Below are 18,994 nucleotides of genomic sequence, written 5' to 3' on the forward strand. Positions count from 1 at the left end.
GGCATGAAGTTCACCAAGCTGCGCCTTGTCGGATTCAAGTCCTTCGTCGAGCCGACGGAATTCATCATCGAGCGCGGGCTGACCGGTGTGGTCGGCCCGAACGGTTGCGGCAAGTCCAACCTTGTCGAAGCGCTTCGATGGGTGATGGGCGAGAATTCCTACAAGAACATGCGCGCGTCCGGGATGGATGACGTGATCTTTTCCGGCTCCGGCAATCGCCCGGCCCGCAACACCGCCGAGGTCGGCCTCCATCTCGATAATTCCGACCGCACCGCGCCCGCCGCCTTCAACGATGCCGACGAAATCCAGGTAAGCCGGCGCATCGAGCGCGAATCCGGCTCCATCTATCGCATCAACGGCAAGGAGGCGCGCGCCAAGGACGTGCAGCTTCTCTTTGCCGATGCCTCGACCGGTGCGCGGTCGCCTTCCATGGTCGGGCAGGGGCGGATCGGCGAGCTCATCCAGGCAAAACCCCAAGCTCGCCGCCAGCTCCTGGAAGAGGCGGCCGGCATTTCCGGCCTGCATTCCCGCCGTCACGAGGCGGAACTCAGGCTGCGCGCGGCAGAGGGCAATCTCGAACGCCTGGACGACGTTCTGACCCAGCTCGAAACACAGATCGAGAGCCTGAAGCGTCAGGCTCGTCAGGCGAACCGCTTCAAGACGCTGTCGGCCGATATCCGCGCCCGCGAGGCTATGCTGCTGCATATTCGCTGGGTGCAGGCAAAGGAGGCGGAAGGTGAAGCGGAAAGCGCGCTCAACCAGGTGACGGCCATCGTCGTAGAGAAGGCGCAGGCGCAGATGGAGGCGGCCAAGAGCCAGGCCGTCGCAAGTCTCAAGCTGCCGGAGCTGCGCGAGGAGGAGGCGAAAGCCGGCGCGGCCCTGCAGCGCATCCAGATCGCTCGCGGGCAACTGGAGGAGGAGGCAAACCGGCTCCTGAAGCGTCGCGACGAGCTTACCCGGAGGCTCGCTCAGCTCGGAGAGGACATCCGTCGCGAGGAGCAGCTCGCCGCCGACAATGCCGTCTTCCTTGAAAAGCTGGACCAGGAGGAAGCCGAACTCAGCGATATGCTGGCCGATTCCGGCCTGGAAGCGGACGAATTGCGCGAGGCCTTCGAAACGGCCGCCGCGGCACTCGCCGAAAGTGAGAAGCTGTTTTCCGCCATCACCGCGGAGCGCGCAGAAGCTGCCGCTGGCCGCAATCAGCTCGAACGGCTGATCCGCGATCTCGCCGAACGCCGCCAGCGTCTCGACCGGCAGCTTGCCGATGCGACCGCTGAGCTTGACGCGATCAACGAGCGTCTTTCCGGCCTCGACGATCCCGCCGAGAAGCGTGAAGCGGTGGAGGCGGCGGAAATCGCCGTCGAGGATGCTGCAGTGATCGTTGAGGAGGTGGAAGCCGCACTTGCTTCCGCTAGATCCAATGAACAGATGGCCCGGGGACCAGTGGATACCGCCCGTTCGGCGCTCAACGCGCTGGAGACCGAAGGGCGCACCATTTCGAAAATGCTGGCCGCCGGCGCTGCTTCGGGGGATTTCGTCGCGGTTGCGGAAATGATCAGCGTCGATCGTGGGTACGAAGCTGCACTTGGCGCCGTACTCGGCGACGATCTTGAAAGCCCGATCGACAGTTCCGCGCCGACCTACTGGTCACAGAACGGCGATGGCTCCGCCGATCCGGTTCTGCCGCATGGCGCAGAACCGCTGATCGCCCGTGTGACCGCGCCGCCGGAACTCTCCCGTCGCCTCGCGCAGATCGGCGTCGTTGCCGAGGTGGACGCGCATCGCCTGATGCGCGAGCTCGCGCCCGGCCAGCGGCTGGTGACCAGGGAAGGTGGCGTTTATCGCTGGGACGGGCATGTGACCGGTTCCGAAGCGCCGGGCGCTGCAGCGCTCAGGCTTTCCCAGAAGAACCGGTTATCGGAACTGGAAGCGGAGATCGACGAGGCCCGCATTCTGCTCTCGGAAGCCGAAGTGGCGCTCACTTCGGCCGCCGCCGAGATCGTCGCGAGGGAACGGCAGCTCAACGACGCCCGCGACCGCAGCCGGCTTGCCGCTCGACGGCTCACCGAAGCCCGCGATGCGCTGGCCGCCGCCGAGCGCGCCGCCGGCGACCTGATGCGCCGCCGCGATGTCGCCACCGAAGCGGTGAACCAGCTCAACACGCAGATCGAGGATATCGGACTGCAGGAGGAGAACGCCCGGGCCGAGCTTGAAGATGCGCCGGATATTTCCGACATCGACAACCGGCTCCGCGAACAGCAGGCGGTGGTGGCGACCGATCGCGGCCTGCTTGCCGAGGCGCGTGCCCGCTACGAGGGTCTGAGTCGCGAGACCGAGGCTCGCAAGCGCCGGCTTGCCGCGATTGCGCAGGAGCGCGCCTCTTGGACGGCGCGGGCGGCGAGTGCTGCCGATCATATTGCAAACCTGCGTGAGCGCGAAGAAGAGGCCCGCGAGGAGATCGTCGACCTCGAGGCCGCCCCCGAAGAGTTCGATGACAAGCGGCGTGCGCTGCTCAGCGAATTGCAGAAGGCGGAGGAGGCCCGTCGCGCCGCCGCCGATCGGCTGGCCGAAGCCGAAACCCGCCAGCGCGAGGCGGATCGGATTGCCGCGATCGCTCTTTCCGAGCTTGCCGAAGCGCGCGAAAAGCGCGGCAGGGCCGAAGAACGCCTGGTGTCGGCTGCCGAGAAGCGTCACGAGAGCGAGCAGCGGATCCGCGAGACTTTGAATGTCGCGCCGCATGAGGTGCTTCGGCTTGCAGGCCTCAGGCCCGAGGCGCCGATGCCCGATATCCGCGAGATCGAGCGCGAGGTCGATCGGTTGCGGATGGAGCGCGAGCGGCTCGGCGCCGTCAACCTGCGCGCTGACGAGGAGCAGAAGGAACTGTCCGACAAGCTCGATATACTGATGCGCGAGCGCGCCGACGTCATCGATGCGATCCGCAAGCTGCGCGGCGCGATCCAGAGCCTCAACCGCGAAGGCCGCGAGCGCCTGCTGGCTGCTTTCGATGTGGTCAATGCCGAGTTCCAGCGGCTCTTTACGCACCTGTTCGGCGGCGGCACCGCCGAACTGCAGCTGATCGAATCGGATGATCCGCTCGAAGCCGGGCTTGAGATCCTTGCCCGTCCGCCGGGCAAGAAGCCGCAGACCATGACGTTGCTTTCCGGTGGGGAGCAGGCTCTGACCGCCATGGCGCTCATCTTCGCCGTCTTCCTCACCAATCCGGCGCCGATCTGCGTATTGGACGAGGTGGATGCGCCGCTGGACGACCACAACGTGGAGCGCTACTGCAACCTTATGGATGAAATGGCGGCCTCCACGGAAACCCGCTTTGTCATCATCACCCACAACCCGATCACCATGGCCCGCATGAACAGGCTCTTCGGCGTCACGATGGCCGAACAGGGGGTCTCCCAGCTCGTATCCGTCGATCTGCAGACAGCAGAACTGATGCGTGAGGCGAGTTGAGCAATTTACCGAGTTTCATAAAAATGCTCACGATTACGTAGAATCACCCATATGGGGGATGCAATTTTTCGGTTATTAGTGTCTTGTGATCGTGGATTTCGAATAAATGTCGTCCTTTGGCGTTAAGCGAGGCACGGCGATCGAGTTTCCTACCCCCCGTCCGGGTTTCCTGTCCTGGGCGGAAAGCTTTGCGGGGCCGCCTGTGATCCGGCCCCGCAAAGCTTTGTTTTCTGGGCCGCCCTGCACCTTCCTTTAACGCTCTCGTCATCGATTATGTTGCGATGCAACATAATCCTGCCTTCATCCGTTCCCAAACCATCATAAAACTTGTAGTTATTGCAAAAAGAGACTGCGTAGGGGTGGAGAGCAGTATGACGAAGTGGGTCTATCGCTTCGGCGGAGGCGAGGCGGAAGGCCGTTCCGCAGATGTCGAGCGGCTTGGCGGCAAAGGCGCCAATCTTGCGGAAATGGCGAGTCTCGGCCTGCCTGTGCCGCCGGGACTGACGATCGTTGCCGAAGCCTGCGCCTTTTATTTCGACAATGACAAGGCACTTCCAGAAGAGCTGAAAGCTCAGGTCCTTGAAGGCATTGCAGCCATGGAAGAGCTGACCGGCCGCACATTCGGCGGGCATCCCAAGCCTCTGCTGCTCTCCATTCGTTCGGGCGCGCGCGCCTCCATGCCCGGCATGATGGATACTGTCCTCAATCTCGGCCTCAATGACGAGACCGTGCAGGCGCTCGGCCATGACGCGGGCGATGCGCGCTTCGCCTGGGACAGCTACCGCCGCTTCATCCAGATGTATGCTGATGTGGTCATGGGCCTCGACCACGAGGTTTTCGAGGAAATCCTCGAGGATGAGAAGGCGCGCTTTGGCCACGAATACGATACGGATCTTTCCGCCGTCGAATGGCAGCATGTCGTCGGCATCTACAAGCAGATGATCGAGGAGGAACTCGGCGAGAGCTTCCCGCAGGACCCGCACGTTCAACTCTGGGGGGCAATCGCCGCCGTCTTTTCGAGCTGGATGAACCCGCGCGCCAAGACCTATCGCACCTTGCATCGCATTCCGGAGGAATGGGGCACGGCCGTCAACGTCCAGGCCATGGTCTTCGGCAATCTTGGCTCTTCGTCGGCGACCGGCGTGGCCTTCACCCGCAATCCGTCCACCGGCGAAAGGGCGCTTTATGGCGAGTTTCTGGTGAATGCGCAGGGCGAGGATGTCGTGGCGGGAATCCGCACGCCGCAATCGATCACCGAAGAGGGACGCCTCGCGTCCGGTTCGGAAAAGCCGTCCATGGAGAAGCTGATGCCGGAGGCATTTGCGGAGTTCAAGGAGATCTGCGGACGGCTGGAAGCGCATTACCGCGACATGCAGGATCTCGAATTCACCGTCGAGCGCGGCAAGCTCTGGATGTTGCAGACGCGATCCGGCAAGCGCACCACCCGTGCCGCAATGAAGATTGCCGTGGATATGGTCGCTGAAGGACTGATCACCGAGGAAGAGGCTGTCTGCCGCATCGAGCCGCCTTCGCTGGACCAGCTTCTTCATCCGACTATCGATCCGCGCGTCGAGCGCCATGTCATCGGGTCCGGCCTGCCGGCTTCCCCAGGGGCGGCGACCGGCGAGGTCGTCTTCACGGCGGAAGAGGCCGTGCAGGCGGAAGCCGAAGGTCGCAAGGTCATCCTGGTTCGCATCGAAACGAGCCCCGAGGATATCCACGGCATGCACGCGGCAGAAGGCATCCTGACCACGCGCGGCGGCATGACCAGCCACGCGGCCGTCGTCGCCCGCGGCATGGGCATCCCCTGCGTGGTCGGCGCCGGCTCCATGCGCGTCGACATGCGCAATGAGGTGCTGATCGGCGTCGCCGGGATGACGCTGAAGCGGGGCGATACGATCACCATCGATGGCTCCTCCGGCCAGGTCTTGGAGGGTGCCGTGCCGATGATACAGCCGGAGCTTTCCGGCGATTTCGGCAAGCTGATGGCCTGGGCCGACAAGTGCCGCCGCATGACGGTGCGCACCAATGCCGACACGCCGCAGGACGCCCGCGCCGCCCGTTCCTTCGGCGCGGAAGGCATCGGGCTCTGCCGCACCGAGCACATGTTCTTCGAAGGCGATCGCATTCAGGTGATGCGCGAGATGATCCTTGCCGAGGACGAGGGCGGCCGGCGTGCGGCGCTTGCGAAACTCCTGCCGATGCAGCGTTCCGATTTCGTCGAGCTCTTCTCGATCATGCACGGCCTGCCGGTGACGATCCGGCTGCTCGATCCGCCGCTGCACGAATTCCTGCCGAAGACGGAGGCCGAGATTGCCGACGTTGCGAAAGCCATGGGCATGTCGCCAGCCTTTCTAGCCCGACGCATCGATGCGATCCACGAGTTCAACCCGATGCTCGGCCATCGCGGTTGCCGGCTGGCGATTTCCTATCCCGAGATCGCCGAAATGCAGGCCCGTGCCATCTTCGAGGCGGCCGTGGAGGCGGCCAAGGTGACCGGTGAGCCGGTGGAACTGGAAATCATGGTGCCGCTCGTCAGCCTCCGCACCGAGCTGGACTATGTGAAGGACGTGATCGACCGCGTCGCCGAGGATGTGGCGAAGGAAAGCGGCACACCGATCCACTATCTTGTCGGTACGATGATCGAGCTGCCGCGTGCGGCGATCCGCGCTCATGTGATCGCCGAGACGGCGGAATTCTTCTCCTTCGGCACCAACGACCTGACCCAGACCACGTTCGGCATCTCGCGTGACGATGCGGCGGCCTTCATCCCCACCTATCAGAGAAAGGGCATCATCGAGCACGACCCGTTCATCTCGCTCGATTTCGATGGTGTCGGCGAACTGATCCGGCTGGCAGCGGAGCGCGGCCGGAAGGCCCGCAATGATCTGAAACTCGGCATCTGCGGCGAGCATGGCGGCGATCCGGCCTCGATCCATTTCTGCGAGGATTCCGGTCTCGATTACGTCTCGTGCTCGCCCTTCCGCGTGCCGATCGCGCGGCTCGCAGCGGCGCAGGCGGCGATCGGGAAAAGAACCGGTGATCCGTTATGATCCCCTCACTTGCGATTTCTAACACTTAGCTTTGCTAAGATGTTGAAATCGCTTTCTCTCCCACAAGGGGAGAGATAAGGTGAGGCGCCGCCGCAGCCTACCTCTCCCTTGGTGGGAGAGGTTACAAAATCACGAGCTTAGCGAAGCTAAGTCGTAGATTTTGTTGGTGAGGGGGTAGGCCAACAATCGGAAACGCCATGACCAACATCACAGTCCTTCCCGTCCCCGTCTTCAGCACGCTCTGCAACGAAGGGTTCCGGTTGCGCCGCGAAGTCTTCATCGTCGAGCAGAACGTCCCCGCCGACATGGAATTCGACGCGGATGATCTGAACGCCTTCCATTTCGTTGCCATTGTGTCGGGCGAGGTCTGCGGCACGCTGCGCGTCATCCATGCGGATGATTACGTCAGGATCGGCCGGGTGGTGGTGAGCCTTCCCTGGCGCGGCAAGGGGGTTGCGAGCGCCATGATCCGCCACGCGATGGAAGCGCACAGGGATGTGCGCGGCAACCGCTTCTATCTGACGGCGCAGAGCGACAAGACGGCCATGTACGAGCGCTTCGGCTTCCAGATCCATGGCGACGAGTTCTTCGAGGTCGGCATCCCGCATTACCAAATGCGGAATTTCTGACGTTCCCGCCGGTCTCGGTGACTCCGCCGCGATGCCGGCGAAAGCCGGATGCGTGGCGCCCGGCTACTTCCGCTCGACGATCACCCGGCGTTCGACCACCATCGGGCTCCACATCATCGAACTGCTGCGGATCTGGAAGGCGCGCGACTCGGCGCGGCGGTCGAGTTCCAGGTCGAGCATGCAGCGCGCCATCGCCTCGGTGCCGCGACGGAAGCCGTAGCCGGCGCAGGTGCTCTCGTCGGCCGCGCGGCGTTCCTCGGGCGTCATGGTCTGGCAGGCTGCAAGCGGAGCGGCAAGCGCAGCAAGCACAACGAGGCGGTAAAGACGCATGGCAGGAACTCCCTTTCAGTGGCCGGGTGCGAATCTGAGGATTCCATTCCCGGCCGAGCTGTTTTACACATGAAAGCATGACGCCCGGAAGTGGAAACCGGTTCCGGGATAACGACATGCGCAGAGACAAGATCCGAGACGCACAACGTGTATATGAGTACCCGCTGTGCTTTTGCCATGGAGCCTGCCCGATCCGATGACCGTCCGTTTCGTCCGGCCCGTTTCCCATTCGGCCTATGCCGCCCGCAGGCTCGGCCTTTCGGCGCTCATGCTCTTCGTCATCGCGGTGCTGGCGCATCGCCTCGGCCCGCTGACGACGCCGGATTTCCTGTCGCTGACCTTCCTTTCGGCGGCGATCGCCGCGGTGTCGGTACCGTTCTCGCTGATCGGCCTCGCCCGTCTCTGGCAGGTGGGCGCGGAAGGCGGCGTCGCGGCCGGCAAGGGGCTCTTCTACGCGGCCATTCCGCTTGGGGTCGTGGCAACCGGCGCTTTCTATTATTACACCTTGCCGGCCCTCCATGACATCTCAACCGACCTTGCCGATCCGCCGCCCTGGGTTGTCGAGGCGCATGCGAGGCAGCAATGGCTGCCGCGGCCCGATGCCGTCACGCCGGCCGACCGCCGCGCCCAGTTCGTCGCCTATCCCGGCCTGACCGGCCGGCGCTACGAGGGAGCGCTCGACCGCGTCTACGAGGGCGTGCAGAAGGCGGTGCTTTCCGCCCGCATCTCGATCACCAGGAAGGAAGGCGTCGAACTGGTCGAGCCCGATATCGCCGAACGCCCGGCGCCGGAGGACGAGCAGGCACCCGTGCCGGACGTGGCGCCGGTTCCCCTGCAGCGGCCGGAGCCACTGCTTTCTCCGGTCTTCGGCAATGCCGGCGACGTCCTGCTGCAGGGCGAGACCCGCACGCTGGTTCTGGGGCTTCGCTTCGATCTGGTCATCCGCCTGCGGGAAGATGCCGAAACCACCTCGGTCGATATCCGCGTCGCGTCCCGCTACGGCCCGCACGATCTTGGCATGGGCGAGGCCATCGCCGAGGATTTCCTCGACCGGCTCGATACGGAACTTCTGGGCATTGCCGGAAACTAAGCCGGCCGATATGCGCCTGAAAGCGACGGCGGGCCCTCGGTCGCCACCCGGCCTTTCTCGATGAGGTCTTCCAGATGCGCGAGCACGGAGAGTGCCGCGGCGCCGTGCAGCCGCGGATCGGTGCTGGCATAGATCACCTTCACCATGTCGGGTATCAGCCGGTCGCCCGCCCGGATGCGCTCCAGGACGGCGCGTTCGCGCATGCGGCGATGGGTTCGCAGGCCGCGCAGGAACGAGGCGGGTTCCTTCACGGGTCCGCCGTGGCCGGGAAGGAATATGCGGTCGTCCCGCTCCAGGAGCTTTTCGATCGAGGCCATGAAATCCGCCATGGAACCGTCAGGCGGCGCCACGATCGTCGTCGCCCAGGCCATCACGTGGTCGGCGGAGAAGAGCACGCCCGTGCCCTGGAGCGCGAAGGCCGCGTGATTGGCCGTGTGGCCGGGCGTGTGGACGGCGGCAAGCGCCCAGCCGTCTCCTTCGATGGTCTCGCCGTCCGCAACCGCGATATCCGGCACGAAGCCGGTATCCGAGCTTTCCGCGAACGGGTTCACCTCGCCCGCATGCAGCGGCCTTGCGGCGCGGTGCGGCCCTTCCGCGACGGTGAGCGCGCCGGTCGCATCCTTGAGCCGCCGGGCAAGCGGCGAATGGTCGCGATGGGTGTGGCTGACGAAGATATGGGTGACCTCGCGGCCCCTGAGTGCGGCCATCAAGGCATCGAAATGCGCGTTGTTCTCCGGCCCCGGATCGATGACCGCGACCGAGGAACGACCGACGATATAGGTATTGGTGCCGTGGAAGGTGAACGGCGAGGGGTTGTTGACGGTGAGCCGCTGCACACCGTCGGCCACGGGCACGGCCATGCCGTAGGCTGGCGAAAATTCCATGTCGAAAGTGAGGTCCTCTGCCATGCCGGCCCCGGCGCTTGCCTGATTTTCCGATCTGTTCCGAAACGCTCTAGCACCGCTTCTGCTGCGGCGCATTCAAAAACAGCCATCGGAAAATCGGAAAAATCGCAAAGTTAGGCGTTGAGGGGGCGAGAAAGCTTTGCTACAGCAGGCCCGCTTGTCCGGGCGGTTTTTTTACCGATATATCGCCCGCGCGTTGGGGCGTAGCCAAGCGGTAAGGCAGCGGTTTTTGGTACCGCCATCCCCTGGTTCGAATCCAGGCGCCCCAGCCACATAATATTTTATAAATAAACTCAATTATTTAGTGAACATTGGAAAGTGCTGACCGTAACAGTGTTCCGGTGATAAATCCGCATCATCGCGGCAACTTGCCTATCAAAACAGAGTTCCCTTCCTTGTTCCCGCACGCGCACCTGAGCTTGTGGCGAAGGTTCATGAGGTAATGATTCCCCCATTCCCGCTCTATCGCCCGCTTGTCCAGCCATGACACGCGGCCACATTTCCCGCACTTTGCGCCTAACACTTCCCATTCTTTGAGGCTCTTCAGGGTCTCATATTGCCGGCCGTCGTGCGCCCGATAGTCGGCGGGGCTGAGGGGCGCGATTAGGTCTATGCCGCGACTGTGCTTCACCCTATGCCTCGCGCTGGAACTTCGGTTTCCGGCCGCGCCCTATCAGGGCTGAAGCTGTTTCAAGCTGATCATGGAGGAATGCGGCGTCGGCTATGACGGTGCGGAGAGCGGCCAGAGCATCCCCGCCGTGAGCATCAAGAATGCCTGCGCAAAGTCTTCTTCGGCTGGCTTGGGTCGGACTGGCGGGCATGACTGACACTCTTAAGAACTGGAATATGTTCCTATTTTGTTCTCGCCTCCGAAAGAGTCAATCCTATGGGATAAAGGCCAAGCTGGCTTGATTGAGGTCGGTAGCTCGCGTGATCATCAAAAGCGCAAGGGAGATGATTCGAAGAAAAAGCACGCGCGACGGAGGTGTAAAAATGTATCCTTTGCTTGATCACGATGATTTTGCGAAGAGCCGGAAGGCTCTCATGGCGACAGCTGCTTTTTTACTTTTGATAAATCATCTCCAGATTGTGGGAGATAGCGTGACCGTTTCCGGCCTGACGCTCAGGGTTGATCGCTCCGCAGTGATCGGATTTGGAAGCCTGTTCTTAGCTTATTTTAGCTACGTCTTTATTGTTCGCGCCTTGGAGCAATACTTTTCCACGCGAGTTGCCGAAGTTCACCAAGACCTTTTACAACTTATGGAGGAAGTTAAGCAATTTTATGGGGAAAGGGCTTTAATCGGAAAGGAAGAAGAGTTTAGAGGCCGCGCCAGCGCCAGAATGTCCGACATTAACCGTATATCGCGCTTCATTCGAATTTCAGTCATGCTTGGGCTTGAGGTCGCTCCACCTATCTTGTTCGCAGTTTATACAGTTTACGCTGTTGGGGCAGGTGCGGCGATTTCCTCTTTCCTCCGCTTGGTTTGAGGGGGGCCTATGCACGCAGCCGCCAAACCAAGCCGAACGCCAGCACGGTCACAACGGTAATGATGATTTTGCAAACACCTTCCCGCCCCCAATCGCAGCCTGACGGCTACACTCACTTCCCCGCAAGCGCGTCGAGGAGCTGGCTGGTATTGTCGATCGAGAACTGCACCCGTTCGCCGGGCCACACCGTTTCCGAATAGGCGATCGGCGTTCCCTTCATGTCGACATCCACTTTTTTCAGCGCGATGATCGGCTGGGATATGTCCTGGCAAAGCTGGCGCGCCTCGTCGGGCGTCGGCAGCCGTACCAGGATGTCGGTCCGCAGGCGGATGTAGTCGGGAACGCCGTATTCCGCGAGGATCACGCTGACGCTCCGCCCGCTGCGCCTCGCCTTGTCGAAGCCCGGAAAGCGGCGGACGGGATAATAGGCGTCGGAGAGGTTGATCGGCTCCTCATCGGCAAAGCCGCGCCGGACGATGTGATAGACCGGCTCGCCGCGCGGCAGCCGGAGCGCTTCGGCAACGGTGGCCGAAGCGGCGATCTCCTCCTCGCGCACGGCCTGGCCGAAGGGTTCGCGCCCCTGGTCGAGCAGGTTCTGGGAAAAGCGGGTTCGCTCGGAAAGGCGGTATTCCAGGCGCCCGTCCCGCACGAAGGTCCCCCGGCCCTGTTCGACCTGCACCAGCCCGCGGCTCTGGAGGCTGGACATGGCGCGCCGGATCGTGTGGCGCCCGACGCCGAAACGCTCCATGAGCTCGGCCTCCTTCGGAAGCTGGGTCTGGGGCGAAAGCCGGCCGGCCAATATGTCCTCGGCGATGTCCTCCTCGACCTGCTGCCACTGCCCGTGCGGGGATTTCTTCTCCATGTCCTGCCTGTCCGATTCGGCTCGTGTCATTCGAATGTTCGATACCTTCGGGATGACCGGGTTGCAACCACGGCCGCCGGTCACTCTTCTGTCATCCGCCCGTCAGGAGCGGGCGATAAAATCGAAAATATCGGCCACGCAAGCGGCGGAACTTCACACAGGTGTCACCGATCGACGCTACCGAGATATTCGGATGTTTCGGATTACATTCGAATGATATGGAGCGAAAAATGGTCGAGATGAGTCGCCGGAAATTCATGGCCGCGGTTGCGGCATCGGCTGGTGCAGGCATGGTGGCGGCGTCGCCCGCGCGTTCCGCCGACGCAGCCATCGAAGTGTCGAGCCCCTGGGGTTCCGACAAGCCTTTCCAGAAAGTGGTCGACGCCTTCAATGCGAAGAAGCTCGGCGTCACCGTGACCAATCGTTTTGACGGCGATTACGAGGCGGCGATCGCCAAGGCGGTGGCAAGCACGGCGGCCGGCCGTCCGCCCGCGATGATGATCACCGGCTGGAAATTCGGCTATTTCGCCAAGCGCACGCTCGGCGCCCGCGACCTGCGGGAGATCGACGCCGGCAGGGCGGCGGCGATCCTCGCCAATTTCCGCCCGTCGGTCCTGCCGCTGGTGACCATCGACGGCGCGCTGATCGGCCTGCCCTGGGCCATGTCGACGCCGATCACCTTCATCAACGGCAAGCTGTGGGAAGAGGCGGGCCTCGATCCTGCCCTGCCGGAAAATCCGGACACCGCATGGCTTTACGACAACGCCCGCAAGCTCGACGCGAAGCTTAAGGACAAGCACCCGACCTACCGTTCGGCGCTGGCGCTTTCCAACAACGAATGGACGAGCCAGTCCTTCATCCAGAATGCCGGCGGCTACATCATCGATCCGGAAGGCAAGCTGGCCTTGAACAGCCCGGAAGCCGTGGCGGGCATGATGGAATATTGCGCGCCGGCGCATGAGGGCCTCTGGCTTCCCGTCAGCGCCAAGGATCAGGACGCCGCCTTCGAATCCGGCGCGCTCGCCATCTGCACCACGAGTTCGACGCGCGCGGCGACCTTCCCCTTCGGCGGGGCAAAGGCGGTCACCGCAAAATTCCCCGGCCTTGCCGGCCATTCGCGCAGGATGAACAGCGGCGGCAATTTCCTCGCCGTCTATGCCCGGAACAAGGAACAGGCCGAAGCCTCGCTTGCCTTCCTGGAATTCTGCGCCTCGAAGGAAGGGCAGTCGATCTGGTCGGCTGTCGGCTATCTCAATACCTCGGTCCACGACATTCCGCTGATCAACGACTTCATGAAGCCGGCGGCCGGGCAGCTTGCGGACGGATTGACCGCCGAGACCATCTGGCCCGGCAAGCGCGGCCTCGAAGGCCAGGCGATCTGGCGCAAATGGGTCTCCCGCATGCTGCTCAAGGAAGTATCGGTCGCGGACGGCATGAAGAGCGCCCACCAGGAACTGGACGCTCTGGTCTCGGCGTGAGCGGAAGCATCATGCCGTCAGGCTTCAGAAGGCTGGCCCCCTATCTCTTCGTGGGGCCGGCCGTTCTTTCCGTCGCGATCTTTCTCTACGGACCGCTTTTCGCTTCGGCGCTGCTTTCCGTGCTCGACTGGAACCTTCTGTCCGCCGAAGTCCGCTTCGTCGGCGTCGACAACTATTCGGCCATTCTGGACAATGTCGATTTCAGGACGGCCGCCTGGAATACCGTGCTCTATTGCGTGATCCTCATCCCGGCCCAGATCATCCTGCCGCTGGTCCTGGCGGTGATGATCCATGCGGTGCGCCACAGCCCGGTTCAGGGCCTCTATCGCGGCAGCCTGTTCCTGCCGACGATCCTCGCCTATTCCGTGGCGGGGGTCGCCTGGTCCTGGCTGCTCAATCCGGTCAACGGCCTGTTCAACGAGATCTTCGGGTTTTTCGGCTTTCCGAAGTCCCGCTGGCACACCGACCCGGACCTCGCTTTGCTCTGCGTCTGCCTGGTGACCTTCTGGAAGACCTTCGGCCTCAACATGCTTCTCTGGCTTGCGGCACTTGCCAATCTTCCCCATGAACTGCGCGAGGCCTCGCAGCTCGACGGCGCCGGTCCCCGTCGGCATTTCTTCACGATCAGCCTTCCTTTGATGACGCCGACGGCCTTCTTCATCAGCGTCACGACGCTCTTCCATGTTCTCGACGATATCGTCGGCGTCATCGACGTGCTGACCCATGGCGGTCCGGCGGGGAGAAGCTCCAGCCTGCTTTATTTCCTCTGGCAGCAGGGCTTGCAGTTCTTCCAGTTCGGACCGGCAAGCGCGGTCGCGGTCATCATCATCGTCGTGGTGCTGCTCGTCACCTGGCTGCAGTTCCGCGTCGGGGAAAAAAGGGTGCATTACGGATGAGTGCCGTTCCGCTTCGCCGCTCGGTCCACCGGCTGTTGATTCACGGGGTCCTGCTGGCCACCAGCATTGCAACCGTCTTTCCGCTCGTGTGGATGGTCTCCTCGGCCTTCACGCCGAACGAAATCATCACCGCCAGGGCCGTCCGCCTCTGGCCGGAGGACCCGACGCTTTCGAATTTCACGATCGCCGCGAGCCGGCATCCGATCTGGATGTGGCTGTGGAACTCGATCCTCACCGCCACGCTGATCACGCTCGGAAAGCTGCTTCTGGCGGTCCCGGCCGGCTTCGCCTTCGGCCGCATGGAATTTCCGGGCCGGCGGCCGCTCTTCTGGTTCGTGATCGCCACCATGTCGTTTCCGACGGTGCTCGCCATCATCCCGACCTATATCGCCGTGGTGAAGATGCAGGCTTTCGACACCTATGGAGCCATGGTCATTCCATCGATCCCCTATATCGGCTTTTATGTCTTCTACATGCGCCAGGCATTCCGCTCCCTGCCTGCGTCGATGTTCGAGGCGGCCAGGATCGACGGTTCCGGCCTGTGGCGGCAGTTCATGGAGATCGGCATTCCAAATGTCGTTCCGGCCATCGCGGCGCTTTCGGTCATTTCCTTCATGGGGGCGTGGAACATCTATCTCTGGGGCCAGCTCGTTCTCGAAGACGGGTTCAAGAAGACGCTGACCACCGGGATCGCCACCTTTGCCGATCTCGAAGGCACGGAACGCGTCTGGGGCCCGCTAATGGCCACCAGCCTGTTGTCGATTGTGCCCGTCCTCGTCATATTCCTCAGCGCGCAGCGTTTCATCGTCGACGCGCTGGCGCCCGGCCTCGACGAGAGATAAACGCCTCATGTACCGAACCATCGTCATCGGATCCGTCAATCACGACCGCATCTGGCAACTCGACGATCATCTGACGCCGGGCAGACGGCTGCGCTTTTCCGATCGCAGCGTCCACCTCGGCGGCGGCGGCTTCCACACGGGCAGCCAGCTTCTGGAACTCGGAGCCTCGGTCGCGCTGGTGACCCGCCTCATGCAGGACGAACAGGGCCTTTCCGCGCTGAAGGCGCTCGGTGCGGCGGGGTTCGACACGCGCCATGTGGCGATGATGCCCGGCGAAACCGTGCCGCTGGAAATCCTTCTCGAACCGGGTGGCGAAAGAACGATCCTGGCGCCGGCGGACGGGCCGCGCGCGACCTTGTCCGTGCGGGGAGAACTTGCGGGCGACGCCGCCTATCTCAATGCCCTTCAGCTTGAAGAGGCGCTCGTATCGAGGCTTGGCGATATTCCGCTGGTGGTTTCGCAACTGCCGCTTCGCCCCGCAACGCCCAGGCCGGCCGACTATGTCGTCACCTCCCGCACCGATGCCGCCGACGATCTCGAATCCGTCTGGAAGCGTGCTCAGGCCCTTGCGGGGCCGCGCCTGAAGGGCCTGGTCCTGACGGATGGGCCGCGCCCGATGATCCTCTTTGACGGCAGCCGGACGATCCATGTCGATCCGGCGCCGATGGTGCAGGTCGCCAATACGATCGGCGCCGGCGACCGTTTCAGCGGCGCTTTCCTTTTTGCGCTGCTCGGCGGTCGTGATCCCGTCTCCGCTCTCGCCGAGGCCAGTCGGGTGACCGCCGATTGGCTGCGTCAACACCGTTCTTCCTAGCGCATTTCCAGCAAAAGTGCGAAGCGGTTTTGCGTCAGGATAATGCGTAAAACAAACAGATAGAGCGGTTCCAACGGCTCAGTTTTAACTGGAACCGCTGTACCGCCTGAGCAGCCAGACGATCACCGAAAGCGCGACGCTGGCCAATAGCGCGGTGGCGATCGGCGCATAGAAGGTGAAATTTCCGCGCCTGATCACGATATCGCCGGGCAGGCGCCCAAGGCCAAGGCGCGACAGCCAGGGCCAGAGGAGGCCGATTGCGACGATAACCAGTCCGACAATGATCAGGGTCCGATTCATGCCCCTTCTTTCGATAACGCATTCGCCTCGCGTGGCGGAAGCGCCCGCCGGATATGTAGGTCATCTTGATGGCCGCGGAAGGGTTCCTGTCTGAGGATATGCAATCTTTGGGCGAAATTCCCTGGAACGATTAAAATCCGAGATGAAATATTCATCTGCCATACAGCAGAGTTTTGCTATTCGCGCCGCAACTGAGATATCCGGCAATGACTGCCCGCGAGTGGTAGCGAAATGGACAACTCGATAGCGAGTTTGGCAAGGGTTCTGATCTGGCCAGGCATTTTCGTGCTGTTCGGGCTCATGTTCCTGTGGGCATGGGCTCTTGAGAGAAGACGGCCCTATCTTCTTCTCCTCGCCCTGGGTTGTACCGTCTTTGCTTCGGCCGCGGCCTCCCAGATATTGGGGTGGCCGAGCGGAACGGGGCCGAACGCCATTTTTTCCGGTTTCCTTTATACTGTCGCGGTCCTGGCAACGGCCGAGGGAATGTTGCTGCGATCGGGAAAGCGGCTGGGATTGCGCCTCGACGGAGCCATTCTCTGCGCCGTCACCGGTCTACTCTGGTATTTCTGCTATGTTGCGCCGAACCTGCTGGCTCGTATCTATGTACAAAATTTCGGTTACGGTGCCATCCTGCTGATGGCCGCACTGCGGCTCAGGTCGCTACGGCATGAGCGGCTTGTCGATCGCCTGCTTTTCTGGACGCTCTTCGGGTTTTCAGTCCAGTTTTTCCCGCGCACGATCATCACGGTCGGCTTTTCCGCTCCCGGCAGTCTCGAAGCGTTCAGGACTTCCCTTTTCTGGAACGTTCTTCAGTTCTCCTTGGCCATTTTTGGCGCCGGGCTGGCATTCCTGCTGTTAACGGCCGCGCTGACCGATGTCATGGATGATCTGAGGCGGGAGCGGGATAGTGATCCGTTGACTGGCGCATTGAACAGGCGCGGGCTCGATGAACGCCTGAAGCATCTGCTTCGCAAGAGATCCGGCACGTCCGTCAGCGTCATTGTCTGCGATATCGACCATTTCAAGAGCGTCAACGATCGCTTCGGCCACAGCGCCGGCGACGAAGTCCTGCGAAGCTTCGCGCAACTGCTCAAGGTGAACGTGCGTTCGCAGGACCTGGTCGTGCGAACCGGTGGCGAGGAATTCACGATCATCCTTCCGGATGCAGACGAGGATCAGGCGGCGGAGGTCGCCGAGCGTATACGCGCTGAATTCCAGGTGGCGCCGTTTGAGTTTTCGTCCGGAACGCGGGTGATGACGGCAAGCTTCGGCATCGCACAACTGAGCGCTAAAGAAACCGTGGAAGCGGCGATGGAAAGAGCGGATCAGAGGCTCTACGCAGCCAAGGCTGGCGGCCGCAACACGGTGGTCGGCCCTGGAAGCAGTGAAAAGACGGCTCACGCTGGGTCGCATGTACGGTCTTCGTTATCCATTGCTGCCGGTGGTCTTCGGGCGTGAACCGACCAGGGGTATGATCTGACCTGACATCTGACAAATGCTGCTTATTGGTGTAAGCGCCTGTTTCGGTGATAGGTTGACGAATTCGGATCGTGGCCGGGCGAGGGGATGGCGGGGTGGAAGACAGTCTCAATCCTGGAGTATGGGAGCATGCGGCGCTCGCCGGAGTTCCGCGCTCGGTGCTGCATATCGAGGGCCTTGCGGCCAGGGAGGCGATCGCCGTCTGGCAGGAGAACATCGGGGTCCTTTATGATGTCCGCCTGCGCAACAAGGTCGACGACCGGTTTCAATTTCATGCGGAGGCTTTCCATTTCGGCGAGGTCGTCCTGACCTCGTACAGATGCACGGCACAAAGCTTCGACCGGTCGCGTGCCCGGATCGGCCGGGATGGTCTCGACCATATTACGCTGCAGATCTGCCTGCAGGGGAGCCACGGGCGACGCGATGGCGGGTCGGACGATGCGGCCGGATCGGGTGATCTGATCGTCGCCGATCTGGCGCAGCCGCAGTCGACGGGGACCTCCGATTTCGACAGCCTCAATCTCACGATGCCGCGCCGCCTGCTTGCTCCTTTATTAAAAGCGCCGGACGAGCAGAACATGCGCGTCATTTCAGGCAAGACCCCGCTGGTTGCCCTGCTGCGCAATCATCTACAGGGCCTCTATGACGGTGCACCCGCCATGAGCCGCCAGGACGCCGAGGCTGTGGTCGGGCCGACCCTGGAACTGGCTGCCGCGGCGATGAATGCAGCAGTCACGGAAGAGAATGCCGCTTCGATCAGGTTGGCGCTGACTGGTGAAATCCGTCGCCATGTCGATGCTCATATCGTCGATCGGGGCCTGACCGCCGAGACGGTCGCCGGGGCTTTCGGCATTTCCACCCGCAAGCTCTATTATCTTTTCGAGCCCTATGGCGGTTTCTCCTCCTATATCCAGGAGGAAAGGCTTCGTCGCTGCCGGGCAGAACTCGTTGATCCCGACCACCGGCAGGAAAGCATTGCCGAAATTGCCGAACGTTACGGTTTCAGCCATCGAAAGAGTTTCATCCGCGCCTTTCGGCGATCTTTTGACGTGACCCCGCGGGAGATGCGGGCGCTCGCCGCGGAAGGACGCAGCCTGCCTGCCGGATATGGCGAGGGGCAGACCATGTGGCATTGGATACGCAAGCTGCGGTGAGGGGACAGGGGCGGTCGCCGTCGATTGGTCCCTGGGTGCCTGCGATCCGACGGTCCGGACAAGCTCGCGTTTGCGCGAAAAAATCATAGAGAATCAAGCCGCGGGCGCGGCCGATTCCGGAAGCGCTTGAAGGAGCCTCCAGCGTCTCTCCGCCTGCAAACCCGCATGTATTTGCGCCTTCGGTCACATTCCTTGCACCTGCGGCCACA

General features: G+C 62.4%; 15 protein-coding genes and 1 tRNA gene. 12 read left to right on the forward strand and 4 right to left on the reverse strand.

The genetic code is table 11. The features are described from left to right. The first annotated feature begins 3 nt into the window (after positions 1–3). The 3 genes from QEO92_RS03070 to QEO92_RS03080 all read left to right on the forward strand — a co-directional run bounded on the left by QEO92_RS03070 (position 4) and on the right by QEO92_RS03080 (position 7,147). Positions 4–3,465: a chromosome segregation SMC family protein gene (locus tag QEO92_RS03070; protein ID WP_227702116.1), complete on the forward strand. Its 3,462-nt coding sequence runs from the start codon at positions 4–6 to the stop codon at positions 3,463–3,465. A 371-nt stretch (positions 3,466–3,836) separates the two neighbouring features. Next, positions 3,837–6,518: a pyruvate, phosphate dikinase gene (ppdK, locus tag QEO92_RS03075; RefSeq protein WP_227702117.1), complete on the forward strand. Its 2,682-nt coding sequence runs from the start codon at positions 3,837–3,839 to the stop codon at positions 6,516–6,518. A gap of 197 nt (positions 6,519–6,715) precedes the next feature. Next, the gene (locus QEO92_RS03080; RefSeq protein WP_227702118.1) at positions 6,716–7,147 is read left to right on the forward strand and encodes a GNAT family N-acetyltransferase; all 432 of its coding nucleotides are present in this window, start codon (positions 6,716–6,718) and stop codon (positions 7,145–7,147) included. Positions 7,148–7,210: 63 nt separating this feature from the next. On the opposite strand, the gene QEO92_RS03085 is transcribed toward QEO92_RS03080, so the two are convergent. Then, positions 7,211–7,477, reverse strand: a complete 267-nt coding sequence (locus QEO92_RS03085) for a hypothetical protein (RefSeq protein ID WP_037158003.1) — start codon at positions 7,475–7,477, stop codon at positions 7,211–7,213. A gap of 196 nt (positions 7,478–7,673) precedes the next feature. On the opposite strand from QEO92_RS03085, the gene QEO92_RS03090 reads away from it, so the two are divergent. Beyond that, complete coding sequence (locus QEO92_RS03090) at positions 7,674–8,567, forward strand: DUF1499 domain-containing protein (protein ID WP_037158000.1); 894 nt, start codon at positions 7,674–7,676, stop codon at positions 8,565–8,567. On the opposite strand, the gene QEO92_RS03095 is transcribed toward QEO92_RS03090, so the two are convergent. Beyond that, entirely contained in the window at positions 8,564–9,475 is a 912-nt protein-coding gene (locus tag QEO92_RS03095) for an MBL fold metallo-hydrolase (RefSeq protein WP_037157997.1), read from the reverse strand. The two genes, QEO92_RS03090 and QEO92_RS03095, sit on opposite strands and share 4 nt — an antisense overlap. A gap of 194 nt (positions 9,476–9,669) precedes the next feature. On the opposite strand from QEO92_RS03095, the gene QEO92_RS03100 reads away from it, so the two are divergent. Further along, a tRNA-Gln gene (locus tag QEO92_RS03100) sits at positions 9,670–9,744 on the forward strand. A gap of 658 nt (positions 9,745–10,402) precedes the next feature. Beyond that, positions 10,403–10,960 (forward strand): hypothetical protein, encoded by a 558-nt coding sequence (locus tag QEO92_RS03105; protein WP_227702119.1) that lies wholly within the window; start codon positions 10,403–10,405, stop codon positions 10,958–10,960. Between the two features lie 112 nt (positions 10,961–11,072). Here the strand turns inward: QEO92_RS03105 and phnF are convergent, their stop codons facing one another. After that, positions 11,073–11,822 carry a phosphonate metabolism transcriptional regulator PhnF gene (gene phnF, locus QEO92_RS03110; RefSeq protein ID WP_227702120.1) on the reverse strand — a complete coding sequence of 250 codons (750 nt, stop codon included), beginning with the start codon at positions 11,820–11,822 and terminating at the stop codon, positions 11,073–11,075. 230 nt (positions 11,823–12,052) lie between these two features. Between phnF and QEO92_RS03115 the strand changes: the two genes are divergently transcribed. Genes QEO92_RS03115 through QEO92_RS03130 form a run of 4 tightly spaced genes read left to right on the forward strand, consistent with a single transcriptional unit; the run spans position 12,053 to position 15,852 of the window. Then, complete coding sequence (locus QEO92_RS03115; protein WP_037157989.1) at positions 12,053–13,300, forward strand: extracellular solute-binding protein; 1,248 nt, start codon at positions 12,053–12,055, stop codon at positions 13,298–13,300. Positions 13,301–13,311: 11 nt separating this feature from the next. Next, positions 13,312–14,196, forward strand: coding sequence for a carbohydrate ABC transporter permease (locus QEO92_RS03120; protein ID WP_227702121.1), 885 nt, complete (start codon positions 13,312–13,314; stop codon positions 14,194–14,196). After that, positions 14,193–15,038, forward strand: a complete 846-nt coding sequence (locus QEO92_RS03125; RefSeq protein WP_227702122.1) for a carbohydrate ABC transporter permease — start codon at positions 14,193–14,195, stop codon at positions 15,036–15,038. The genes QEO92_RS03120 and QEO92_RS03125 overlap by 4 nt, the downstream gene beginning before the upstream one ends. Before the next feature lie 7 nt (positions 15,039–15,045). Then, positions 15,046–15,852 (forward strand): PfkB family carbohydrate kinase, encoded by an 807-nt coding sequence (locus QEO92_RS03130; RefSeq protein WP_227702123.1) that lies wholly within the window; start codon positions 15,046–15,048, stop codon positions 15,850–15,852. A gap of 84 nt (positions 15,853–15,936) precedes the next feature. Here the strand turns inward: QEO92_RS03130 and QEO92_RS03135 are convergent, their stop codons facing one another. Beyond that, positions 15,937–16,152, reverse strand: coding sequence for a DUF2905 domain-containing protein (locus QEO92_RS03135; RefSeq protein ID WP_227702124.1), 216 nt, complete (start codon positions 16,150–16,152; stop codon positions 15,937–15,939). A 231-nt stretch (positions 16,153–16,383) separates the two neighbouring features. Here QEO92_RS03135 and QEO92_RS03140 point away from each other — a divergent pair, with 231 nt between their 5' ends. After that, on the forward strand, positions 16,384–17,610 hold the full coding sequence (locus QEO92_RS03140; RefSeq protein ID WP_227702125.1) for a GGDEF domain-containing protein: 1,227 nt from the start codon (positions 16,384–16,386) through the stop codon (positions 17,608–17,610). Positions 17,611–17,726: 116 nt separating this feature from the next. Next, positions 17,727–18,785: a helix-turn-helix domain-containing protein gene (locus QEO92_RS03145; protein ID WP_227702126.1), complete on the forward strand. Its 1,059-nt coding sequence runs from the start codon at positions 17,727–17,729 to the stop codon at positions 18,783–18,785. Positions 18,786–18,994 lie beyond the last annotated feature (209 nt).

The sequence above is a fragment of the Neorhizobium petrolearium genome, from assembly GCF_029854435.1.
Taxonomy (GTDB): domain Bacteria; phylum Pseudomonadota; class Alphaproteobacteria; order Rhizobiales; family Rhizobiaceae; genus Neorhizobium; species Neorhizobium petrolearium.

Excerpts from the sequence above, each read along its gene's own strand:
- phnF (WP_227702120.1), bottom strand. The coding sequence starts at position 11,822 with ATGGAGAAGAAATCCCCGCACGGGCAGTGGCAGCAGGTCGAGGAGGAC.
- QEO92_RS03085 (WP_037158003.1), bottom strand. The coding sequence starts at position 7,477 with ATGCGTCTTTACCGCCTCGTTGTGCTTGCTGCGCTTGCCGCTCCGCTT.
- QEO92_RS03115 (WP_037157989.1), top strand. The coding sequence starts at position 12,053 with ATGGTCGAGATGAGTCGCCGGAAATTCATGGCCGCGGTTGCGGCATCG.
- ppdK (WP_227702117.1), top strand. The coding sequence starts at position 3,837 with ATGACGAAGTGGGTCTATCGCTTCGGCGGAGGCGAGGCGGAAGGCCGT.
- QEO92_RS03070 (WP_227702116.1), top strand. The coding sequence starts at position 4 with ATGAAGTTCACCAAGCTGCGCCTTGTCGGATTCAAGTCCTTCGTCGAG.
- QEO92_RS03135 (WP_227702124.1), bottom strand. The coding sequence starts at position 16,152 with ATGAATCGGACCCTGATCATTGTCGGACTGGTTATCGTCGCAATCGGC.
- QEO92_RS03090 (WP_037158000.1), top strand. The coding sequence starts at position 7,674 with ATGACCGTCCGTTTCGTCCGGCCCGTTTCCCATTCGGCCTATGCCGCC.
- QEO92_RS03125 (WP_227702122.1), top strand. The coding sequence starts at position 14,193 with ATGAGTGCCGTTCCGCTTCGCCGCTCGGTCCACCGGCTGTTGATTCAC.
- QEO92_RS03130 (WP_227702123.1), top strand. The coding sequence starts at position 15,046 with ATGTACCGAACCATCGTCATCGGATCCGTCAATCACGACCGCATCTGG.
- QEO92_RS03080 (WP_227702118.1), top strand. The coding sequence starts at position 6,716 with ATGACCAACATCACAGTCCTTCCCGTCCCCGTCTTCAGCACGCTCTGC.
- QEO92_RS03140 (WP_227702125.1), top strand. The coding sequence starts at position 16,384 with ATGGACAACTCGATAGCGAGTTTGGCAAGGGTTCTGATCTGGCCAGGC.
- QEO92_RS03095 (WP_037157997.1), bottom strand. The coding sequence starts at position 9,475 with ATGGCAGAGGACCTCACTTTCGACATGGAATTTTCGCCAGCCTACGGC.
- QEO92_RS03120 (WP_227702121.1), top strand. The coding sequence starts at position 13,312 with ATGCCGTCAGGCTTCAGAAGGCTGGCCCCCTATCTCTTCGTGGGGCCG.